The organism is Jatrophihabitans sp. (genome assembly GCF_036388195.1).
Classification (GTDB): domain Bacteria; phylum Actinomycetota; class Actinomycetes; order Mycobacteriales; family Jatrophihabitantaceae; genus Jatrophihabitans_A.
In genome coordinates, this window is record NZ_DASVSG010000077.1 from 31,219 (window position 1) to 52,877 (window position 21,659).

The 21,659-nt window shown below is 70.7% G+C and carries 21 protein-coding genes; 12 read left to right on the top strand and 9 right to left on the bottom strand.

Features of this window, described 5'->3' with window-relative positions; translation table 11 throughout:
- Window positions 1-29 precede the first annotated feature (29 nt).
- Window positions 30-1,139: an alpha/beta fold hydrolase gene (locus VF612_RS08250; RefSeq protein ID WP_408659376.1), complete on the bottom strand. Its 1,110-nt coding sequence runs from the start codon at window positions 1,137-1,139 to the stop codon at window positions 30-32.
- 228 nt (window positions 1,140-1,367) lie between these two features.
- Here VF612_RS08250 and VF612_RS08255 point away from each other — a divergent pair, with 228 nt between their 5' ends.
- Both VF612_RS08255 and VF612_RS08260 read left to right on the top strand, forming a co-directional pair.
- A complete protein-coding gene (locus tag VF612_RS08255; protein WP_408659377.1) occupies window positions 1,368-2,405 on the top strand; it encodes a methylenetetrahydrofolate reductase in 1,038 nt (345 codons plus the stop codon).
- Window positions 2,402-3,166 carry a class I SAM-dependent methyltransferase gene (locus VF612_RS08260; RefSeq protein WP_408659378.1) on the top strand — a complete coding sequence of 255 codons (765 nt, stop codon included), beginning with the start codon at window positions 2,402-2,404 and terminating at the stop codon, window positions 3,164-3,166. The genes VF612_RS08255 and VF612_RS08260 overlap by 4 nt, the downstream gene beginning before the upstream one ends.
- A gap of 49 nt (window positions 3,167-3,215) precedes the next feature.
- Here the strand turns inward: VF612_RS08260 and trpA are convergent, their stop codons facing one another.
- Together trpA and trpB are read right to left on the bottom strand one after the other, a co-directional pair.
- Window positions 3,216-4,016 (bottom strand): tryptophan synthase subunit alpha, encoded by an 801-nt coding sequence (gene trpA, locus VF612_RS08265; protein WP_408659379.1) that lies wholly within the window; start codon window positions 4,014-4,016, stop codon window positions 3,216-3,218.
- A complete protein-coding gene (gene trpB / locus VF612_RS08270) occupies window positions 4,013-5,173 on the bottom strand; it encodes a tryptophan synthase subunit beta (RefSeq protein WP_408659397.1) in 1,161 nt (386 codons plus the stop codon). Before trpB ends, trpA begins: the two co-directional genes overlap by 4 nt.
- 279 nt (window positions 5,174-5,452) lie before the next feature.
- Here trpB and VF612_RS08275 point away from each other — a divergent pair, with 279 nt between their 5' ends.
- The 3 genes from VF612_RS08275 (at window position 5,453) to VF612_RS08285 (ending at window position 8,131) form a co-directional block, all read left to right on the top strand.
- The gene (locus VF612_RS08275) at window positions 5,453-6,211 is read left to right on the top strand and encodes a GntR family transcriptional regulator (protein WP_408659380.1); all 759 of its coding nucleotides are present in this window, start codon (window positions 5,453-5,455) and stop codon (window positions 6,209-6,211) included.
- 85 nt (window positions 6,212-6,296) lie between these two features.
- The gene (locus VF612_RS08280) at window positions 6,297-7,148 is read left to right on the top strand and encodes a tryptophan 2,3-dioxygenase (RefSeq protein ID WP_408659381.1); all 852 of its coding nucleotides are present in this window, start codon (window positions 6,297-6,299) and stop codon (window positions 7,146-7,148) included.
- A gap of 122 nt (window positions 7,149-7,270) precedes the next feature.
- Entirely contained in the window at window positions 7,271-8,131 is an 861-nt protein-coding gene (locus tag VF612_RS08285) for a hypothetical protein (protein ID WP_408659398.1), read from the top strand.
- Window positions 8,132-8,168: 37 nt separating this feature from the next.
- Here the strand turns inward: VF612_RS08285 and VF612_RS08290 are convergent, their stop codons facing one another.
- Window positions 8,169-9,191 carry an SDR family oxidoreductase gene (locus VF612_RS08290; RefSeq protein ID WP_408659382.1) on the bottom strand — a complete coding sequence of 341 codons (1,023 nt, stop codon included), beginning with the start codon at window positions 9,189-9,191 and terminating at the stop codon, window positions 8,169-8,171.
- A gap of 213 nt (window positions 9,192-9,404) precedes the next feature.
- Here VF612_RS08290 and VF612_RS08295 point away from each other — a divergent pair, with 213 nt between their 5' ends.
- Both VF612_RS08295 and VF612_RS08300 read left to right on the top strand, forming a co-directional pair.
- Window positions 9,405-10,754 carry a GGDEF domain-containing protein gene (locus VF612_RS08295; RefSeq protein WP_408659383.1) on the top strand — a complete coding sequence of 450 codons (1,350 nt, stop codon included), beginning with the start codon at window positions 9,405-9,407 and terminating at the stop codon, window positions 10,752-10,754.
- Between the two features lie 83 nt (window positions 10,755-10,837).
- A complete protein-coding gene (locus VF612_RS08300; protein WP_408659384.1) occupies window positions 10,838-12,502 on the top strand; it encodes an alkaline phosphatase D family protein in 1,665 nt (554 codons plus the stop codon).
- A gap of 39 nt (window positions 12,503-12,541) precedes the next feature.
- Here the strand turns inward: VF612_RS08300 and VF612_RS08305 are convergent, their stop codons facing one another.
- Together VF612_RS08305 and folE are read right to left on the bottom strand one after the other, a co-directional pair.
- A complete protein-coding gene (locus VF612_RS08305) occupies window positions 12,542-13,783 on the bottom strand; it encodes an NAD(P)/FAD-dependent oxidoreductase (RefSeq protein WP_408659385.1) in 1,242 nt (413 codons plus the stop codon).
- Between the two features lie 80 nt (window positions 13,784-13,863).
- On the bottom strand, window positions 13,864-14,526 hold the full coding sequence (gene folE, locus VF612_RS08310) for a GTP cyclohydrolase I FolE (protein WP_408659386.1): 663 nt from the start codon (window positions 14,524-14,526) through the stop codon (window positions 13,864-13,866).
- A gap of 95 nt (window positions 14,527-14,621) precedes the next feature.
- On the opposite strand from folE, the gene VF612_RS08315 reads away from it, so the two are divergent.
- Window positions 14,622-15,341 carry a helix-turn-helix transcriptional regulator gene (locus VF612_RS08315; protein ID WP_408659387.1) on the top strand — a complete coding sequence of 240 codons (720 nt, stop codon included), beginning with the start codon at window positions 14,622-14,624 and terminating at the stop codon, window positions 15,339-15,341.
- A 145-nt stretch (window positions 15,342-15,486) separates the two neighbouring features.
- Here VF612_RS08315 and VF612_RS08320 read toward each other — a convergent pair whose 3' ends face one another.
- The 3 genes from VF612_RS08320 to VF612_RS08330 form a co-directional block, all read right to left on the bottom strand.
- Entirely contained in the window at window positions 15,487-16,554 is a 1,068-nt protein-coding gene (locus tag VF612_RS08320) for a M36 family metallopeptidase (RefSeq protein ID WP_408659388.1), read from the bottom strand.
- A gap of 145 nt (window positions 16,555-16,699) precedes the next feature.
- The gene (locus tag VF612_RS08325; protein ID WP_408659389.1) at window positions 16,700-17,230 is read right to left on the bottom strand and encodes a pyridoxamine 5'-phosphate oxidase family protein; all 531 of its coding nucleotides are present in this window, start codon (window positions 17,228-17,230) and stop codon (window positions 16,700-16,702) included.
- A gap of 6 nt (window positions 17,231-17,236) precedes the next feature.
- Window positions 17,237-17,746 (bottom strand): hypothetical protein, encoded by a 510-nt coding sequence (locus VF612_RS08330; RefSeq protein ID WP_408659390.1) that lies wholly within the window; start codon window positions 17,744-17,746, stop codon window positions 17,237-17,239.
- Between the two features lie 188 nt (window positions 17,747-17,934).
- On the opposite strand from VF612_RS08330, the gene VF612_RS08335 reads away from it, so the two are divergent.
- The 4 genes from VF612_RS08335 to VF612_RS08350 form a co-directional block, all read left to right on the top strand.
- Window positions 17,935-18,792, top strand: coding sequence for a hypothetical protein (locus VF612_RS08335; RefSeq protein ID WP_408659391.1), 858 nt, complete (start codon window positions 17,935-17,937; stop codon window positions 18,790-18,792).
- 27 nt (window positions 18,793-18,819) lie between these two features.
- Complete coding sequence (locus VF612_RS08340) at window positions 18,820-20,433, top strand: phage tail sheath family protein (RefSeq protein ID WP_408659392.1); 1,614 nt, start codon at window positions 18,820-18,822, stop codon at window positions 20,431-20,433.
- Window positions 20,434-20,447: 14 nt separating this feature from the next.
- Window positions 20,448-20,957, top strand: coding sequence for a phage tail protein (locus VF612_RS08345; protein ID WP_408659393.1), 510 nt, complete (start codon window positions 20,448-20,450; stop codon window positions 20,955-20,957).
- Window positions 20,958-20,965: 8 nt separating this feature from the next.
- A partial coding sequence (locus VF612_RS08350; RefSeq protein ID WP_408659394.1) for a hypothetical protein occupies window positions 20,966-21,659 on the top strand: 694 nt, incomplete at its 3' end.

Here is a 21,659-nt window from a genome sequence, read left to right on the forward strand (position 1 = left end):
CCTGATAACCGTCTGCACAACGCAGAGGGTCAGGCCTTGCAGGAAGCCAGCTCGGCCGGCGGGGTCGCCGACGTGTCACCGAAGAAATACCCGGCACACGCAAGCAGGAACGCGGGGTTCTCCTCCGGGATGTAGTGACCGCTGTCGGGTGCGATGACCTCACGGACATCGCTGGCCACCGCTCGGAACGACGCGGCCATGGCCGGGCCGAAGACGTACTGGGCGCCCATCGCCAGTACCGGCAGGCTGACCTTGGCCGACGCGTTCGCCTGGTTGTACTGGGCGTTCTGGGGGAATGCCCGGTAGTACTCGTAGCCGGCGCTGCGGCGAGCCTGAGTGTGATAAGCGCGGAAGTACACCTGCTGGTCGATCGTCTCCGGGTGCCGGGTGCCGTTGAACAGCATGCCCAAGTAGGTCGAGACATCACCGTTGTCGATGATGTTCTCCGGGATCGGCTTCGGCGCGGAGTTCAGGCCGAAGTGGAAGCTCAGGCCGTAGAAGCTCTCCAGCCCGAAGCCATTGAGCGGCGCCTCGAGCACTGCCATCCGGCTCACGTCGTTCGGGAATTGCTTGGCGTAGGGGTAGGCCACCAGCGCGCCGATATCGTGCGCCAGGATTTGGACCCGCTGATAGCCCAACGCCAGCACGGCCTCGTGCAGCCGGCGGGCGGTGTGCGCCGCGTCGAACCCGTCCTTCGGGATGGTCGATGAGCCCAGACCGGGCAGGTCGAGGGCGATCACGGTGTGGGTCTTTGCCAGCTCCGGCATGACCTTGTGCCAGGCCCAGGAGGTCTGGGACCAGCCATGCACCAGCACCAGCGCCGGCCCGGCGCCACCCTTGATGTAATGCACGCTGGCGCCCTCGACCGGAACCATCCCCTCGCGGAAGGTGCGCTTGTAGCCAGCCAGGTCGAACGGCGTTTGACCCTTGATGACCTTGCCCTGCGAGGCTTTGGCGAACGCGGCCTGGCTCGGGACCGGGGCACGTGAGGCGCCGTGCGCGGCCGCCCCTGCAGCCGTGCCGACCAACAACGCCGAGGCAGCTACCAGAGCGCCGACGGCGGCATGACCCCGGCGGCCGGTGGGCGGCTTGCCCGCCGGCCCGGCGGCCGAGGACGACGAATCTGGCATGAACGGCATGTCAATCTCCTTGTAGAGGACAGGGGGCGAGGAAGCGACAGCTCCTGCGGGACCAACCAGCCGCCGCGCCTCTCCGAGCCCGTACGGCACTCCAACCGGAAAATCAGAACACTCCGGACGGGGCCGGTCAACCGCCCGTATTGCCCACCTCGCATAGCCACCGGTGAAGGCGGCCCGGCAGGCCAGTGAGAGCGGGGCGCGCGGAACCGCGCGTGCCATGATCCTTGGATGCCAGCCGAATCGCAGACGCCGCTCATGCTGACCAGGGAGCCGCGCTGTCCCAAGCACATGGTGTTCGGGCCGTGCGGCGGGGTGCGCCCGGACCTGTCCTGTGAGATGGCCGCGCACCGGTGCCCGTTCACCGAGAGGCCGACGGCGCCCCGCTGGGCAGAGCCCCCGCCCGAACGGCCGGCCCCCAGCGCCCTGCTCGAAGCCCTCCGAACACATCCGGTGGTGGTCACCGATCTGACCCTGCCGGCCTACGACGCGGAGGCGGTGGCCCGGATCACCGCGGTGCTGGCAGGCTCGTGCGACGCGTTGCTGGTCGGCGAGCACCAGAACCGCCCCGACTTCCCGCCGACGCTGATGGCAGCTCTGATCCGGCAGGCCGGTGGCACCGGATGGCTGACCCTGACCTGCCGGGACCGGAATCGGCTGGTTCTGGAACAGGATCTGATCGGACTGCGGATCGCCGGAGCCGACGGCGTGCTGTGCGTGACCGGCGACGGCCGGGCCGAAGGCGTCCGGCCCGGCGTCACCCAGGTGTTCGACCTGGACGGCACTCGGCTGGCCGGACTGGCCGCCTCGCTGGGCGTTCCGGTGGCGGTGCCCGAGGCGCCCGCCGCCCCGCCGCGTTCGATCCGGCCGGCCCGGCTGCTGCAGAAGCAGCGCGCCGGCGCCCAGCTGGCCTTCCTCAACCACGCCGGCAGCGTGGCCGAGCTGGCCGGCTTCGTCCGCGCCTGCCGGGACGCCGGGGTCACCATCCCCCTGATCGCCGGGGTCGCGGTGTACACCGATCCCCGCTCGGCCCAGGTCCTGCAGAACTTCCCCGGCCTGCAGCTCGATCCTGAACCGGTGGCCCGGGTGCTCGCCGCCGACGATCCGGTCGTCGCCGGTATCGACGCCGCGGTCACCGAGGCTCACGAGCTGCTCGCGCTCGAGGGCATCGCCGGGGTGAACCTCTCCGGGCTCGCCTCCGGCCGGGGCGAATACCATGCCGCCGAGGTGAAGGCCGAGATCGGACGTCGGATACGGTCGCAGTCATGACCGACGCCGAGGCAATGGCCGACGAGTTCGACACCATGGCGGCCTGGACCGCGGACGCGGTCGTCGAACTCGGCCAGGGCCACGCCATCCCGGCGGCCTGCCGGGGCAGCGGCAGCCCGGCGGCCCTGGAGTGGCTGGCCACCAGGTTGCGGCTGCGTCCCGGGATGCGGCTGCTCGACTGCGGCGCCGGCGTCGGCGGCCCGGCCGAGCTGGCGGCGCAGCGCTTCGGGGTCGCGCCGGTGCTGGCCGAGCCGATGATCTACGCCTGCCGGGCCTCGGCCCGGTTGTTCGGCCGCCCGGTGGTCGCCGCCGGTGGCGAGGAGTTGCCTTTCGCCAGCGGGGTGTTCGACGCTGTCTGGAGCCTGGGAGTGCTGTGCACCGTGACGGACCAGGCGGCGCTGCTGGCGGAGTTGCGGCGGGTGGCCGGGCCGTCGGCGCTGGTGGGCCTGCTGGTCTTCCTGCGCACCAGGCCGCAACTGCCCGAGCAGCCGGAAGGCAATCACTTCCTCGATGCCGACGAGCTGGACCGCATGCTGACGGCGAGTGGCCTCGCGGTCGTCGAACGCGCTGAGCTCGCCGATTTCCCCGCTCCGGAACCGGATTGGCAAGCAGCTGCCGATCGGGTCGAGGAGGTCATCGAGCGCCGGCACGGCAGCGACCAGCGCTGGCAGACCGCCCACCAGCAGGAGCAGCTCATCGGGCGGCTGATCTCGGACGGCCTGGTGACCGGCCGGCTGCTCGTCCTCGATCGGGTCGGCTGAGCGAGGTCCGGCCAAGAAGGGCTGAGGCCGCCAACCCACGCCCGGCGAGCTAGGAGATGCTGTCCAGCGCCGATCGGAACGAGGCGACGGTGGCGCCAAGCTTGAGCGCCGACCCGCCGGCCAGCACGTCGCGCATCAATGTCGAGGCCACCACCACACCGTCGGCGCGCTGGCTCACCTCGACCGCCTGGGCGGGTGAGGAGATGCCGAAACCGACCAGCACCGGAAGGGTGGTGTGGCTGCGGATGGCATCCACGGTGCGCTGCACGGTGTCGGAGACCGTCTCACGAAGCCCGGTCACTCCCATGTTGCTGACCGCGTAGACGAAGCCGCTGCTGAGCTCGGCGATCCGGCCGACCCGGTGGGCCAGGGTGGACGGGGCGACCAGCAGGATGAGCTCGATCCCGGCGGCCTGGGTCGCCGACAGCAACGGCTCGATCTCGTCCACCGGGGTGTCGGGCACGATCAATCCGGAGATCCCCGCGGCCGCGATGCGCTGGCAGAACGCTTCGTTGCCGTGCCGGCCGACGATGTTGCTGTACGTCATCACGATCAGCGGGACGCGGGAGTCCAGGGCGGCCACCTCGTCGAGCAGGCCGGCGGTTCGCACGCCACGGTCCAGCGCCTGTTTGGAGGCTGCCTGGATGACGGGGCCGTCCAGCATCGGATCGGAGAACGGCAACCCGATCTCGATCGCGTCGGCGCCGTTGTCGGCGCAGGCCCGGACGTAGGCCGTCCAGTCCGAGGTGATCCCCGCCGTCACGAACGGCGCCAGCGACTTCCCACCGGCCTCACGGCGCCGGCGCAGCGCGGCCTCCACAGCGCCGGCAGGGCGATCCGGCGCGCTCATGCCAGCAGGCTCATCAGCTGGCCGGCGTCCTTGTCGCCACGGCCGGAGAGGGTCATCAGGACCGTCGAGCCTGGCGCCAGGTCGCCCGACCCGGCGGCCTGGATGATCCAGGCCAGCGCGTGCGCGGACTCCAGCGCGGCCAGGATGCCCTCCATCCTGGCCAGCGTGATCACCGCCTCGACCACCTGCTCGTCGGTGGCGGTGGCGTACTCGGCCCGGCCGGACCTGCCGAGGCTCGCGTGTTCGGGTCCCACGCCGGGGTAGTCAAGGCCCGCCGAGATCGAATGTGCTTCTCTCACCTGGCCGTCCTCGTCCTGCAGGACCTGGGAGTAGAAGCCGTGCAGGATCCCGGGCGAGCCGTCGGTCATCGCCGCGCCGCCGGCCGCCTCCACGCCCACCAGCCGCGCGGAGGTGTCGACGAAGCCGGCGAAGGTGCCGGCGGCATTCGACCCGCCACCCACACAGGCCACCACCACGTCCGGCACCCCGCGTCGGAGCAGGCCCGCGCACTGGCGCCGGGCCTCGGTTCCGATGACGCTCTGGAACTCCCGCACCATCCACGGGTACGGGTGCGGGCCCATCACCGAGCCGAGGCAGTAATAGGCCTCGTCCACCTGGGAGACCCACTGCCGCAGCGCCTCGCTGCAGGCGTCCTTCAGGGTGCGGCTGCCGCTGGTCACCGGGACGACCTTCGCGCCCAGCAGCTCCATCCGGAACACGTTCAACTGCTGGCGCTCGGTGTCGACCTCTCCCATGTAGACGGTGACATCGAGGCCCAGCAACGCGCCGGCGGTCGCGGTCGCGACGCCGTGCTGGCCGGCTCCGGTCTCGGCGAGCAGCCGCCGCTTGCCCATCCGCTGCGCGAGCAACGCCTGGCCTATCACGTTGTTGATCTTGTGCGAGCCGGTGTGGGTCAGATCCTCCCGCTTGAGCAGCAGGTTGATGCCCAGCTCCTGTGACAGCCTGGTGGCCGGGGTCACCGGGGTGGGTCGCCCGGCGTAGACCTCCAGGGTCTGGGCCAGCTTGCGTTCGAAGCTCGGGTCCTTGCGGGCGTCCCGGTAGGCCGCCTCGAGTTCCTCGCAAGCGGGGATCAGCGCCTCGGGCACGTACCGGCCGCCGAAGTCCCCGAACCGCCCCAGCGCTCCCGGGTCGCTCATGGCCGACCGATCGGCAGCGAGCAGCGTCGAGGAGCTGGCCGGATCGACCGTGGCGCCGGGGCGCCTCTCGGGCGAGGTGTCCATGCTGATCACCGGATTCTTCGCGAGGCGCGTCGGGAGGACGCACTGGCTGGTCAAGGCCACCATACCAGCTGGCAGATGACTACTCTTCTAGAAGTGTTCGGCGCCTGGTCAACCCCGCCGCAGGATGCGGCTCACCATCGGCCGGTACTAGGGTGGCCTCCGCGCGGATCGGCCGCGGACGGACGGAGGGCGCCGGTGCCCAGCTCTGGACCTGCGAAGTACCGGCAGATCGGGCAGGACCTGGCTGCTCGGATCGCGCGCGGGGAGTTCAAGCCCGGCCAGCCGCTGCCGTCGCAGGCGTTGCTGAGCAAGGAGTACGGCGTCACCCTGATGACCTTCCGGCAGGCCCTGAGCCTGCTGGAGGGCGACGGCCTGATCGCGCAGCTGCCCGGCCGGGGGACCTTCGTCACGCCGGTCCCGACGCTGGACCTACGCTCGCTCAACAGCCTGGCCGAGGACCTGCTGACCCAGGGCGTCGAGCTGGTGACCGTGGTGCTGAGCAGCCGGCAACGGCCGCTGCCGGCCGGGGTGGCCGGCGCGCTGGACCGGACCCGTGGCGAGCCGGCCCTGCGGCTGGAGCGGCTGCGCCGGATCGGGCGCCGGCCGGCTGTGCACCAGGTGTCCTGGGTGCCGCGGCCCTGGTCGGAGCAGCTGCTGGACGTCGACTTCGAGGTGGCCTCGCTGTACCGCTCGCTGGAGCAGCGGTGCCAGCTGGCGATCGTCCGGGCCACCGAGAGCCTGCGGGCCAAGGCGCTGCCGGCCGCGATCGCGACCGCGGTCAACAAGCCGGCCGGCCGGCCGGTGCTGGTCGCCGAGCGGATCACCTACGACGCCCAGAACCTCCCGGTCGTGCATGACCTGGCCACCATCGTCGACGACACCATCGGCGTCCTCGCCCGCCGGGCGCAGCGGGGCGCCGAGCTGTCCTGGGCCGCCGAATTCCGCGCCGGCTGAGCGGCCGGTGGCCACCGTCCGGGTGGTTCGGGTGATGTTAGGGTGAGGCCTTAGATCTCCGCCGAAGCGACCGAGGTGGCCGGGCATGACCAACGATGCGGCGTCCGACCGGCTCGAAGCAGGTATCCGGCTGGATTTCCGGGAAGAGATGTCCTACGGGGACTACCTGCACCTGGGCGAGTTGCTGGGCGCCCAGCACCCCCGGTCGCAGCCGGCGGCCCACGACGAGCTGCTGTTCATCATCCAGCACCAGACCAGCGAGCTATGGCTGAAACTGCTGCTGCACGAGCTGGTCGGAGCCCGGGACGGGCTGCGCGCCGATGACATCGGCCTGGCCCTGAAGCGGCTGGCCCGGGTCAAGAACATCCTGCACACCCTGACCGATCAGTGGGCGATCCTGGCGACGCTGACCCCGAGTGAGTACCTGAGCTTCCGCGACTCCCTCGCCAACTCCTCCGGCTTCCAGTCCTTCCAGTACCGCGCCGTCGAGTTCATCCTCGGCAACAAGCACGCCGGCATGCTGCAGATGTTCGTGCAGGACCCGATGGCCCACCAGCAGCTCGCCGGGTACCTCAACTCCCCCACGCTGTACGACGAGTTCCTGGCCTACCTGTCCCGGCACGGTCAGCCGATCCCGGCCTCGGTCACCGAGCGCGACGTCGCCCAGGCGCACCAGTTCACCCCCGAGCTCGTCGACACCTTCAAGGTGATCTACGCCGCCCCTGCTGAGCACTGGAGCCTCTACGAGACCTGCGAGGCGCTGGTGGACGTCGAGGACGCCTTCCAGTTCTGGCGGTTCCGGCACCTCAAGACGGTGGAGCGGATGATCGGCAACAAGACCGGCACCGGCGGGTCCAGCGGCGCGACCTTCCTGCGCAAGGCGCTGGACCGGACGTTCTTTCCCGAGCTCTACTCGGTGCGCACGGCGCTGGACTGAACGCTGCCTGCTCCGTCGGCGGCCTGCTGAACCGCGGCGGGTAGCCGTAACCTCTGCGCTCCGGCCTCGTTTTCCTGTCAAAGGTCCCCTTTCCCCCACCATGACAGGAGGCACGAGTGAGCATGCCGACCGGATGCAAGCGAGCCTTGGCTGTGGTCGCCAGCGGGGTGACGATCCTCGCCCTGGCTGCCGTACCGTCCGCCGAAGCCGCCACCAGCACCTCGCAGTGGGCGCCGGCCGCCACCGCGACGATCCACCCTGGTACCCAGATGTTCACCAACGGCGCCCAGTGCACGGCCAACTTCGTCTTCAGCGACGGTGTGGCCACCTACGTCGGATATGCCGCGCACTGCGCGGGCACCGGCGCCGCCACCGATACGAACGGCTGCTCGACCCAGTCGCTGCCGCTCGGCACCCCCGTCACCTTCAACAAGGGCGCCAGCCTGGTCAGCGAAGGCACCCAGGTCGGCACCGGAACGCTGGTGTACTCCTCCTGGCTGGCCATGCAGCAGGCCGGTGAGACCAACGCCGACATCTGCCAGTACAACGACTTCGCCCTGGTGAAGGTGGACCCGGCCTACGTCGGCAACGTCAATCCGTCCGTCCCGTTCTGGGGCGGCCCGGTCGCGCTTGCCAGCGACGGCACGACCGTCGGCGAATCGATCTACAGCTACGGCAACTCGCTGTTGCGCGGTGGCATCGAGCTGCTGTCGCCCAAGCGCGGCGCCAGCCTCGGTGACGACGGCGGTGGCTGGACCCACACGGTGTACACCGTGACGCCGGGTATCCCCGGTGACTCCGGCTCAGGCTTCCTGGACTCGGCGGGCAAGGCGCTCGGCGTGCTGTCCACGGTGGCCATCGCGCCGCTGGCCGGCTCCAACGGGGTCGGCGACCTGCCCAAGGAGCTGGCGTACGCCAACACCCACGGCATGTCGGGGGTGGCGCTGGTCCCCGGGACCGAGCCCTTCTCCCCGATCATCTAGGGCGCCAGCACAGCTCCACCTGGTACGGCCCGCGGCCTCACGGTCGCGGGCCGTTCCTGTTCCCGTTCTGGGAGCCTCTGGCGTGCATCCGGTTCACCACGCCGGTGAGCAGCTCGCCCGGGCGCGGGGTGCGGGCCAGCAGGCTGGTGAGCGCGCTGTGCCGCAGCACATGTCCCGGGTAGGTGCCATGCACCTGCCCCAGTCCCTCCATCGGCGCGTCGACGTTGTCGCCACCGTTGTCCGGCCGGCCGGTGGTCATGGTCGCCTTGCCGAACCGGCGGATGGACAGCACCGCATCGGTCAGCGCCGGTGAGACCCGCTGGCCCAGGTAGAAGCCGATGGCGCTGCCGCCGACCGGGACTTCCCGGGTGGGGTGCTCGGCTGCCTGGACGATCGCCTCGGCGACGAGCTCGGGAGCGTAGACCGGTGGCGGTGGCTTGGGCATCGACCCGAGCTTGCTCCTGCTGTGCTCGAAGAACGGCGTGTCTATAGCGGCGGGCAGGATGGTGGTGACGGCGATCGGGCTTCCCTCCTGGGCCAGCTCGATCCGCAGGCTGTCGTACAGCGCACGCACCGCCCATTTGCTGGCCGTGTAGGGAGCGTGCAGCGGCACCGCGCGGATGCCCTCCACCGAGGCGATGCCGATGATCACGCCGCCACCGGCGCGGCGCAGGGCAGGCAACGCGGCGTGCACGCCGTACACGTAGCCGAGGAAGTTCACCCGCATCACCCGCTCGAACTCGGCGTCGGAGATGTCCTCGATGCGGCCCCAGACCGCGACGGCAGCCGCGTTGACCCAGGTGTCGATGCGGCCGAACGCCGACTCGGCCCGCTCGCCGAGCGCCCGTACCTGATCGGGCTCGGCGACGTCGGTGGGCACGGCGAGCGCGACGCCGCCTTGGGCGGTGATCTCCTCGACCAGGGAGTCGAGCGCGGAGACGGTCCGGGCCGCGACGACCACGGACGCGCCGCGGCGGGCGAACTCCAGCGCGGCGGCCCGCCCGATCCCGCTCGATGCTCCGACGATCACCACGCACTGCTCAGAAACGGGTTTTGCCATGATGGGTCCTCGATGCCGCCGGCCGGTGAGCATGTTCTCCCAGCTGACCGGTACCTGAGAGGCAGGCGGGCTCTTCTCACCATAGAACAGGCGGGCGTTCCCGCTGCCCGGGCGGGTGCCGCCAGCGCAGCAGCTGCCCCTGTTCGGCGCGCCATTCAGCGACCAGTGTTAATTCAATGTAAAGCATTGTCGGCAGGTGCCGATAGAGGGGGTGTGAGTGGCCTAGTCCGAACGCAGCGCAGCACGCTGCTCGTCTCCTCGATCTCGATCCTGGTGACGCTCTTCGTGCTGCCGCTGGGCGGCCATCATCTCGGGCCGACCACCAGCTACGTGCCGGCGGTGCTCGCCACGGTGGCCTGCTTCGACATCATGTCGGTCTGGTTGCTGGCCGGGGAGTACCTGGACACCGGCGACCGCAGGATGCTGGGGATGACCCTGGCCTACCTGTGGTCGTTGCTGTTGATGGGCGGCTACGCGCTGGCCTTCCCCGGGGTGATCTCCAGCCATCCGCCCCTGGCCGTTACCTCCTCGGTGGCGCCGTACCTCTACATCGGCTGGCATGCCGGCTTTCCGGCGCTGCTGGGCGCGGCCTGGGCGCCGTGGTCCTACCTCGGCGGAATCGAGCATCGCCCGCGAGCGGCCCGGCTGGCCGCCGCGATGGCCGGGATGTGCGCCGCGGCGCTGCTCGCGGTCACCGGCTGCGTGCTGTTCGCCACCCGGCTGCCGGTGCTGATCCAGGGCCTGGACACCTCCGGCATGGCCAAGGTGACGGCCCCGGTGGCGCTCCCGCTGGTGGTGGCAAGCCTGCTGGTGTGCGCCCGGGCGGTGCGCGGGCGGACCGGGCCGGAGCGCTGGAGCAGCGTGGCGATCCTGGTGTGCCTCTGCGACCTGTGCCTGACCTACGCCTCGCGCTACCGCTACAGCCTGGGCTGGTACACCGGCAGGACGCTGACCGTGGCGGCGTCGGCGATCGTGCTGATCGCCATGCTCGCCTCCTTCCGCCGGCTGAAGGCCACCGCCGAGTTCAACGCCGCCTACGACGGCCTCACCGGGCTGGCCAACCGGCGCAGCGCCTACGACGCGGCGACCGCGATGATCGCCCGGGCCAGGCGCACCGGCACGCCGCTGAGCGTGGTGATGTTCGACCTGGACAGGTTCAAGCAGATCAACGACGGCTACGGCCACGCCGCGGGGGACGAGGTGCTGCGGTGCGTGGCGAGCACCATGCGCGCCACCGTCCGCGACAGCGACCTCAGCGCCCGCCTCGGCGGGGAGGAGTTCGCCATGGTGCTGCCCGATGCCGGCCTGCAGGACGCCCGGGTGGTAGCCGAGCGGCTGCGGGCACAGCTGCGAGCCCGCACCATCCCGGCGATCGGCTCCAGCGTCACGGCCAGCTTCGGCATCGCGGAGCTGCAGCCGGCGGATGCCACCGCGGAGAACCTGCTGCACCGGGCCGATCAGGCGATGTACCGGGCGAAGGCGCTGGGCCGCGACCAGGTCGCCGACCAGCCGGCCGACCGGTGGGCCGGCGAGCTTGTGACCGGACTGCAACCCGCGCGCTGACCAGGAACGGCCCCGCGCCTGGAAATGTAGGCTTGACGACCGGGCCGGCAAGGCCCGCCGTGAGCTGGGTCAGGGGGCCTGTCATGACGATCGCCGCGACCCCGTCGACCGGCAGCCCGCAGCTCCTGCTCGGGCCCGCGCTGCGTCATGTCGGCCAGGACGACGCCACCATCTGGGTCGAGACCGACCGGCCGTGCGTCGTGGAGATCCTCGGCCACCAGGAGCCCACCTGGTGCGTGGCCGGTCACCATTACGCCCTGGTCCTGGTGAGCGGGCTGCCGGCCGGCCAGAGCACCGGCTATGACGTCCGGCTGGACGGCCACACCGTCTGGCCGCTTGCCGACGACCCGCGGCCGCATCCCCGGATCCGCACCCTCGACGCCGGCGAGCCGCTCCGGATCGCCTTCGGCTCCTGCCGGTACGCCACCTCCGCCACGGTCAGCGACGACGACCACTTCGAACCCGACGCCCTGATGGTGCTGGCCCGCCAGCTGGCCGGTCAGGACGAAGCCGCCTGGCCGCACGCGCTCCTGATGCTCGGGGACCAGGTCTATGCCGACGAGACCAGCGAGGCGACCCAGCAGCGCATCCGCCAGCGGCGCGACATCACCACCGGCTCGCGGGAACAGGTGGCCGACTTCGAGGAGTACACCTGGCTCTATGCCGAGTCCTGGCACGACCCGGACGTGCGCTGGTTGATGTCGGTGCTGCCCAGCTCGATGATCTTCGACGACCACGATGTCTGCGACGACTGGAACACCTCCCGGTCCTGGCGCGAGGACATGCAGAAGACCGACTGGTGGGCCGAGCGGATCATCGGCGGGCTGTCCTCGTACTGGGTCTACCAGCACCTGGGCAACCTGTCCCCCGCGGACCTGGCCGCCAATGAGCTCTACCAGCAGGTTCGCGGTCACGGCTCCGACGTCGAGCCGCTGCTGCGCCGGTTCGCCCAGCACGCAGACGCCGAAGCCGACGGCGCGAAGGGCACCCGCTGGTCCTACCGGCGCGACTTCGGGCCGGTCCGGCTGCTGATGATCGACTCACGGTGCGGCCGGATCCTCGACGGCGACCGCAGCATGGTCGCGAACGAGGAGCTGACCTGGATCAGCGAGCAGGCCGACGGCGACTATGACCACCTGCTGATCGGCACCTCGCTGCCCTGGCTGCTGGCGCGGGCGCTGCACGACATCGAGTCGTGGAACGAGGCGCTGGCAGACGGCGTCCGGGGCGCCCGGCTCGCCCGCTGGTCGGAGTCGCTGCGCCGGGCGGCGGACCTGGAGCACTGGGCGGCGTTCCACAGCTCCTTCGAGAAGCTGGCCGACCTGATCCGCGAGGTGGCCCAGGGCAAGCGCGGCGGGCGAGCGCCGGCCACGGTCTGCGTGCTGTCGGGCGACGTCCACCACGCCTACGTGGCCCGGGCGATCTACGACGAGCCGATGGACGCGCAGGTCTACCAGCTGACCTGCTCCCCGCTGCACAACTACGTCCCGACCGCGATGAAGGTCGCCTTCCGGCTGGCGTGGAGCCGGCTGGCCGAGCGGACCACCCGGTCGCTGCTCAGCGTGCTGACCCGGGTCCCCCGCACCGAGCTGAACTGGACCCGGGAAGCGGGGCCGTACTTCGGCAACGAGCTGATGACGTTCACCGCGGCCGGCCGGATCGCCCTGGTGGAGCTGGCGACGACCCGCCCCCACGAGACCGACTCCAGGCTGCACGTGGTCCAGCGGATCGCGCTGTCCACCGGTTAAGCTCCCGGCCCGCCGGGGACGGGCCGGTCCCAGCCAGAGTCAGCTGGGCACCCGGGCCAGCTCGGCCAGCGGCGTGCCGGCGTCGGCCAGCTGCTCGGCCGAGATGACGGCCTGGGAGCGGATGAGTCCCTTGATGTCGTCGACGACATCCCAGACGTTGACGTTCATCCCCGCCAGCACGTGGCCGCCCCGCACCCAGAAGGCGATGAACTCCCGGCTGGCCACGTCGCCACGGAACACCACCTGGTCGTAGCCGCCCGGATCGACCAGGCCGACGTACTCCATCCCCAGGTCGTACTGGTCGGTGAAGAAGTACGGCAGCTGGTCGTGGTTGGCCGGCTGGTCGAGCATCGAGGCGGCCACCGTCACCGGCTGGTTCAGCGCATTGGCCCAGTGCTCGACCCGGACATGCTTGTTGTACAAGGCGTTCATCGCGTTCGCGACGTCACCGGCGGCGAAGATCCGGGCATCGCTGGTGCCCAGGGAGGAATCGACGACGATCCCGTCGTCGACGCTCAGGCCGGCAGCCTCGGCGAGATCGCTGTTGGGCTTGACGCCGACCGCCACCAGCACCGCGTCGGCCTCGATCACCGTGCCGTCGCCGAGCCGGACGCCGGTCGCGCGGCCGTTGTCGGTGCAGATCTCCGACAGGCTGGCGTTGAACCGGAAATCCACCCCGTGCTGGATGTGCAGATCGGCGAACACCCGGGCCACCTCGGGCCCCAGGACCCGCAGCAGCGGCAGCTCGGCGCTCTCCACCACCGTGACCTCGACACCGGCCTGGCGGGCGGCGGCCGAGACCTCCAGGCCGATCCAGCCGGCGCCGATCACCACCAGCCGCGAGATCCGCGCCAGCAGCTCGCGCAGCGCATCCGAATCGTCCAGCGTGCGCAGCAGGTACACCCCGTCCGCGTCGGCACCCGGCACCGACAGCATCCGGGGGCTGGCGCCGGTGGTCAGCAGCAGCTTGTCGTAACCGAGCTGGGCGCCGTCGGCCAGCTCCACCCGCCGCGCGTCGCGGTCGATACGGCTCACGGTCTGGTTCAGACGCAGCTCGATGCCGTGCTCGGCGTACCAGCCCTCCGGGTGGACCCAGACCTTCCCGCGCTCGGCGGAGCCGGCCAGGTAGCCCTTGGACAGCGGCGGCCGTTCGTAGGGCAGGTGCTGCTCGGAGCCGATCAGCACGATGTGGCCCTCGAAGCCCTTGTCGCGCAGCGCCTCGGCCGCTTTCGCGCCGGCCAGGCTGGCGCCGACGATGAGATAGGTTTCCGACGAGCTCATCCGAGCCTGCCTTTCTGTGGGTGCTGCGACCTCGAGGTCTGGAGATCAGGCGGCTCGGCGGTCCGGGTCTCAGGGCGACCTCAGCGGTCGCGGGTCAGGGCGAAGAACTCCTGCCGGGCCGCCGGGTCGGTGCGCAGGTGGCCGTGCAAGGCCGACGTCAGGGTGCGGGAGCCGTGGGCGCGCACCCCGCGCAGCGACATACACTGATGCTCGGCCTCGAGAACCACCCCGACGCCGATGGGGTGCAGGTGCGCCTGCAGGCAGTCGGCGACCTGCTGGGTGAGCCGCTCCTGCACCTGCAGGCCCCGGGAGAACCGCTCCAGGACCCGTGCCAGCTTGGAGAGCCCGACGATCCGCTGGTCCGGCAGGTAGCCGATGTGGGCGACGCCGTGGAACGGCAGCAGGTGGTGCTCGCACAGCGACTGGAACGGTATGCCGCAGGCCAGCACCAGCTGGTTGTAGTTCTCCTCGTTGGCAAAGGTGGTCAGGTCGAAGTCCCGCGGGGTCAGCAGCTCGGCGTAGGCAGCGGCCACCCGCCGCGGGGTCTGGTGCAGGTGCTCGGCATCGGGATCCTGGCCGAGGGCGATCAGCAGCGCCCGGACCGCGCGCTCGGCGGCAGGCAGGTCGATCGGGGGCGTGGAGTTGACGATCCGCAACGTCTGGTGTGGCACGGCGGCCTCCCGGTCGTCCCCGATGCCGGCTGGTGCGCGGCCGGGCTGTGCCGGTGCTGCGACATTGACCATGACCGCTCCCTCTATCGGACTGCAGAGTGGACGTTAGACTAGTGACATTCTTTCGTCAATGGGAGTATCTTTTAGAAATTATGGAGGGAGCGCCTGTGACGCCGTCGCGGCATCAGGCCGCCATCCAGGCGCAACTGCGAAGCATCGCCTCACTCGCCGAACCGGTGCGCCAGACCCTCTACCGGTTCGTCGTCGAACGATCCCAGCCGGTCAGCCGGGAGCAGGCCGCGAGCGGGGTCGGCGTTGCTCATCACGTCGCGAAGTTCCACCTGGACAAGCTGGAGGAGGACGGCCTGCTCGAGGTGGAGTACCGCCGGCCCGCCGGGCGCACCGGCCCGGGCGCCGGCCGGCCGGCCAAGTTCTACCGCCGGGCCGCCCGCGAGATCGCGGTCAGCCTGCCCGAACGCCGCTACGAGCTGCCCGGACGGCTGATGGCCGAGGCGATCACCGCCAGCACCGCCTCCGGCGAACCGGTGGCGGCCACGCTGCGGGCGGCCGCGCACGCGACCGGCGAGCGGATGGGCGAGCAGGCCGCCCAGCTCGCCGGCTGCCGGGCCGGCGCCGACGAGCTCGTCACGGCGGTCTGTGGCGTGCTGGAGGCCGAGGGGTACGAGCCCAGGGCCACCTTCGACCGGATCACCCTGAGCAACTGCCCGTTCCACGGCCTGGCCAAGGACTACACCGGCCTGGTGTGCGGGATGAACCTGCACCTGATGCGCGGGCTGGTCGACAGCCTCGATGACGAGCGGCTGCAGGCCCGGCTCGACCCGGCGACCGGGCGGTGCTGCGTCACCCTGACCCGGCCCCGGGACTGAGCCCCGCCGCGAGCGCGCCGACAGGTAGCGATGTCGCTCGTTGCGGACGTGCCGAAGCGCTACGCGTCAACAGCGGGCGGGCCCAGAACGGCGCCGCGGCGCCGCCCGATGGGCGATGCCGCGGCGCTCGGATCTGCTGTGGTGCCTAGAAGGTGATGCCCCGGTTGGCGAACGCGGTGCGGACCGCGTTGGCCGCCTTCACACCGTCGCGAGCCAGCGCCTTGGTGTAGGTGGCCTTGGCCGCGGCGCTGAACGAGGTGCCCGGCGCGAAGTCGAACTGGGCGTCCACCATCGTGGTGTCCGCCCGGCGGGATCCGAGGCCGAGGGAGATGTAGGAGTTGCGGATGTCCCACAGCGCCCGGCTCCAGATCTTGCCGTCGTAGTGGACCTCACCCCTCCGGTCGGCCACGGTCAGGTTGGTGTCCACCCGGCGCAGGCAGTGCGGGACCGTGCTGGTGTACGAGGTCGCGTCCCAGTCCATCGAGCAGGCCAGGTCGGCGTTGACCGGCCAGCCGTACTGCTGCGCGGCGTCGAGGCCGACGGTGATGCTGAGGTAGTCACCCCATGCCTCGCCGATGGAGCCGGCGTCCAGGCTGCTCCCGTAGCCGGGCACCTGGGCGGCGTGCACCGCGTGGCCGTACTCGTGCAGGATCACCTCGGCGTCCTCGGCGTCGTCCACCCCGCCCTTGCCGAACCGCAGCCGGAACGGCTTGTCGGTCTGGTAGGAGTTGTCGCCGCCGTACTGGTCGATCTTGACCTGCATCTGTCCTGCGTTCACCGGGCGCAGGGTGGAGCCGAAGCCGAGTGACTGCAGGTACTCCTGGGCCTGGTTGATCCAGAAGTACGCCATCACCTGCTCGAACTGGTCGGCGTGCCGGTCATAGACGAAGGTGTTGGTCGCGGAGTAGGCCGGCGTGCCGGTGGCAGACTGCACGTTCACGTACTTGCCGCTGAGATAGCCCGAGCCGTCCAGGTTGCGCAGCTGGACGGTCGCGTACTCACTCGCCGGCACCGCGGTGGCCGAGTCGTTGTCATCGACCAGGTTCTGGTTGCCGCTGGACTGCACCGGGTTGACCTTGAACACGCTGGCGGTCCCGGTGGCGCCGGTGGCATCTGGCCGGGCATTGCCGGCGTAGGCCGGGCTCAGCTGCACCGTGAGGGCGGCCAAGGCACAGCCGGCCAGCGCTATGCGGGTGGTGCGGGTGGTGGGCATATGTACCTCCGTCAAGGCAGCCGCGATCACCGGCTGCGCAGGATTGTCTTTGGGTCGGCCCCAGGCCGGGGTATGCGGATTCTGTCCGGTCCGGGCGGGTGCGGTCAACAGCAGCGGCGCTGCCCTCCTGGGCCGGCTCGCGCTGTCAGAACCGCCAGCGGGTGGCGCCGCCGGGTTCGATCGTCGCGAGCGCGGTCGCCGTCCGCGCGCTCAGCCGGTACACGTGCCACGGCGGCGGCCCGGCGGACGGAGCGCTGTACTCGGCGGTGATCGCCTGGCCGGTCTCGTCCACCTCGACCGGCCAGCCCTCGCTCGCCCACCGCTGCGCCATCGTGGCCACCGTCGCCGGATCGGTGATCCGGTGAGCGTCGCCTTCTATCACGAGATCGAAGTCCTCGGTGGCCAGGCTCAGCACGCAGCGGGGATCGCGGGCGAGGTTCCTGGCCTTGCGGGTCCGCTCGCCGGTCTCGAACCAGAACGCGCCGTCGGTCCAGAGCGTGCCGATGCCCGTGACGTGCGGGCTGCCGTCGGAGTTGATGGTGCTCAACCAGCAGGTGTGCCGGTTCGGGCCGCCCGAGCCCGGCGCCTGCGGGATGCCGGCGTGGAGCCGAGTCTCGATGGCGGCCCACTCCATCAGCGGCAGGCCGTAGAGGTCGGCGAGATTGGTGGCGTCCATGTGCGGTCAGCCCCAACCGTGGTAGGTGCCGTTGCGAATCTGCTGAGCGTACGTACGCACGGTCGCCGCGGTCACGTGCGAGAAGTGCCGGACCACCGCGCGGGCCTGGTCGGCCGGCGGCATGGTGAACACGCTGCGCGGATCGTTGCCCCGGGAGAAGTACGGCTGCGCCCAGGAATGGCCGTACCAGAACTGGAACAGCCCGCCGTTGACCTTGCCCTGGTTGGTGCGCCCGGACACCACGCGCGGGTTCCAGCCGCTCTCCTGCCGCACCCACAGGTGGAAGTCCGCGCCGTTGACCGCCTCTGCCAGGCCGACCCGGCCGGCCGACCGGAAGCCGGCTGCCAGCTGTTGCTTGAGGGTGGCCAACTCGGCGGAGCTGGCTTCGGCGCTGTCCTCGGCTTCGCTGGCTTTCTCGCTGCCGCTGGCGTTCTCGCTGCCGCTGGCGTCCTCCACGCCGCTGAGGGCCTCCGCCCCGGGGTTGTCGTCAACAGCCATCTCATCCGGACTCGACATCGTTTGTCTCCTTTCGGCAGGGCCCGTGACCCCGCGCCATCCGGACCCGAGTACGGCGATGATGGCAGCCCGGAAGCCGTCGCGGATCGCAATCACGACAACCGGTGACACGGCCGTGACGGGCGCGTGACAGGCGCCCGGTCAGGATGCGCCGATCGCCAGTGGAAAACCCGGAACGGAGCCTCGCGATGGCAGCAGCCCCAGTGGACGTGATCGGCTCGACCCCGCTCAGCTTCACCGATTCCGACGGCGCGCAGAAAGTCATCCCGCTCTCGGCGTTGCAGTTCAACGGATCGGACCTGCAGGTCCGGTCCACCTGGAGCGCTCGCTTCGACGCCGGCGAGACCACGACGCTGTTGGCGCTGGCCAAGGCCCGCGCCGGCGCCGGGGAGCTCAACCCGCCGCCGGTGCCGCCGCCGGTTCCCGCGCTGTCCTTCACCGCGGCCCGCACCGGCGTCGAGACCAACAACATCAGGGTCAGCGTGGACGCAGAGGAGGGCGCCGCGCCGCTGGCGGCCAAGCTCACGGTCACGGCCACCGAGACCGACAGCTACCCCACCCTCGCCACCGGCGACGCCGCCGCCATGGCGATCGGGGTGGACGCGCCGACCGGCACGGCGGGTGATCCGGTCGCCGGCACCGGCCTGGTGGTGGTGAAGAAGGGCTCGACCGGCGCCACCGCGAAACCTGCCGTCGCCGATACCGGCGTGCTCAAGAAGGCAACCGGGGTCGACCTCAAGGACGCCGACGGCAAGGTCGTCCTCACCCTGCTGCCGCGGGCCGACTACAAGGGAACCGGCGGGCTGTCCTACATCGTGGCGGTCAACGGCGCGACGTTCACGGTGAGCGCCACCTACGACTCGACGAAGGAGACCGGGACGCAGACCCCGGTCACCCTGCAGAACCTGGGCGATCTGCCTGCCCAGGTCGGCTACCTCGTCACGGCCTCAGCACCGCCCAGCGGCGCCGCGCTGCCCTCGGACGCATCCGTCCAACTCTCCGGCGGCGCTCCCGGCCTCGCCGCCACCGGCCTGCTCTACACCTGAGCGCTTCCCTGAGTAGAAGGATCTCGCATGCCCGTCACGCCGACCTATCCCGGGATCTACATCGAAGAGATCCTGAGCAACTCCCACACCATCAGCGCAGCGCCCACGTCGGTCACCGTCTTCGTGGGCTACACCCATCCGTTCAAGACCAAGCCGCAGCACTACGGCGAGGCCGTCCAGATCTTCAGCTTCGCCGACTACGAGCGGGAGTTCGGCGGGTTGTTCGACGTCGACTGGCTCGCCGATGAGGTCGGGCGCGCGGTGTTCCAGTTCTTCGTCAACGGCGGCGGTCTCGGCTGGGTGGTCGCGCTCAGGCCGCAGTTCCACGACCTGGCCGGCGGCCCCACCACCGACATCAACCCCCCGACCCTGACCCTGGGCAGCGCGGCCACCGGCATCGTCTTCACCGGCCGCGAGCCGGTCGACGACCACCACCTGCTGACCGTCTCGATCACCAACCCGCGGGCCACCACCGGCGCCGCGCCGATCGATCTGGCCGACCTGACCATCGGCTACGCCGGCCGCGCCGAGACCTACCGGCGGATCACCCTCAACCCGGCGCCGCCGGCGGCCGATGCCAACAACACGCTGGAGAAGCGGATCGGGACGGCCGACAAGCCGGTCAGCTCGCTGGTCAGCGTGGCTCCGACCACCGCCTACCCGACCGCGTGGACCGGAGCGCTCGGCGCCACCCCGCTGGCCGGCGGCCTGCCGGCCAACCCCTTCACCACCTTCAGCCCCGGCGACTTCTCCGACGCCTTCGAGGCGGACAAGGCGCTGGACAAGATCCCGATCTTCAACCTGCTGCTGGTGCCGGGCGTCTGGGATCCCGGCGTGGTGAGCGGTGCTCTCGCGGTTGCCGAGCACAAGCGGGCCTTCATGATCGTCGACCCGCCCGCGGACGCGGTCGCCGACCCGACCGGGTTCCCGCTGCCGATGATCGGCGACATCATGTCCGACCAGCTGCCCGGCAGGATGATCCCGAAGAGCCAGAACGGCGCGCTCTACTTCCCCTACCTGCGCTCCAGCGACCCGGGCACCGGCGCGCCGCTGCTGGTGCCGCCGTCCGGCTTCGTCGCCGGCGTGATCGCCCGCGAGGACACCAACCGCGGCGTGTGGAAGGCGCCGGCCGGGTACGAGGCGCTGGTGTCGAACACCCTCGGCGTGGCGCCGTCCGGGCGGATGACCAACGAGCGCCAGGGCACGCTGAACCCGATCGGGGTCAACTGCCTGCGTACCCTGCCCGGAGTCGGCACCGTGGTCTTCGGCGCCCGTACGCTGGTGGCGGCCAACCCGGCGTTCCAGCAGTACCGCTACGTGCCGGTGCGGCGAATGGCGCTGTTCCTGGAGCAGTCGCTGGTGCAGAGCCTGGGCTGGGTGATCTTCGAACCCAACGACACACCGCTGTGGGTGTCGATCAAGACGACGATCGACAACTTCATGCTCGGCCTGTTCAACCAGGGCGCGTTCCAGGGCAGCTCGCCGAGCCAGGCGTTCCAGGTCAGCTGTGACGCCACCACCACCACTCCCGACGACCAGGCCAACGGAATCGTCAACATCGTCGTGGCCTTCGCCCCGCTCAAGCCTGCCGAGTTCGTGATCATCAAGATCGCCCAACTCGCCGGCCAGAGCCAGAGCTAGGAGCCCCGACAACCATGCCCAAGCCGTTCAGCGTCAACGTCTCCCGGTTCGACCCGTACAAGAGCTACCGCTTCCTGGTGTACTTCGACACCTCCACCTCCCCGGTCGCCGGCGTCAGCAAGGTCAGCTCGATCAAGCGCTCCAACGATGTGATCGAGTACAAGGAGGGCGGGAACGCCATCATCCGCAAGGGCATCGGCCGCCAGAAGTACGAGCCGATCACCCTGGAGCGGGGCGTCACCCACGACGACTCCTTCGAGCAGTGGGCCAACGCGGCCCAGGTCCTGGACAAGGGCTCGCCGAGCTCGGCGCTGTCCAAGCTGCGCAAGGAGATCCGGATCGAGCTGCTCAACGAGCAGGGCCAGCCGGTGCACCGGTACCTCATCCACCGCGCCTGGGTTTCGGAGTTCCAGGCGCTGCCCGACCTCGACGCCGGCACCAACGCGGTCGCCATCGAGCACATCAAGCTGGAGAACGAGGGCTGGGAGCACGACCTCTCGCTGGCCGAGCCCAAGGAGTTCTGACGCACGCCATGATCCGGCTGCCGATCAGTGGCGGGCGGGCGCGCTGGCGGCCGGCCACCGGAACCGACGACATCGCGCTGGCCGACAGCCAGCCCGGCCTGGCCGGCGCGCTGGCCCACGTCGCCCGGACCGCGGTGCTGTCCGAGGACGCCGGAGCTCCGTTGGACGCCGGCTCGCTCCCGGTGGGCGACCTCGACCTGCTGGTGGTCGCCCGCCGCCGGGAGCTGCGCGGCGACGCCCTGGTGGCCGAGGGCCAGTGCGCGCAGTGCGCCTCGGCCGTGGACGTGCAGTTCAGCCTGGCCGCCTACGCCGACCATCACCGGCCGCGCGAGCCCCGCCGGGTGACCCGCGCGGAGCCGGGGTGGTACCTGCTCCACTCGCACGAGGTCAGCTTCCGGGTGCCGGTGGTGGACGACGTGCTGGCGGCCGCCGGCGCCGAGAACCCGCGGGCGGCGCTGCTGGCCCGGTGCGTCCGGCAGCCGCTGAGCGCCAAGGCCGCGCGGGCGGTCGAGCAGGCGATGGCCGCGCTGGCGCCGACGCTGCGCGCCGACGTCGCGGGGACCTGCCCGGACTGCTCGGCGGCGGTGCTGCTGGACGTGGATGCGCGCGAGCTGTGCATGGCCGAGCTCCGGTTCCTGGCCGCCTCCGTCTACGACGACGTCAACCTGATCGCCTCGGTGTACCGGTGGTCCCAGGACGCGA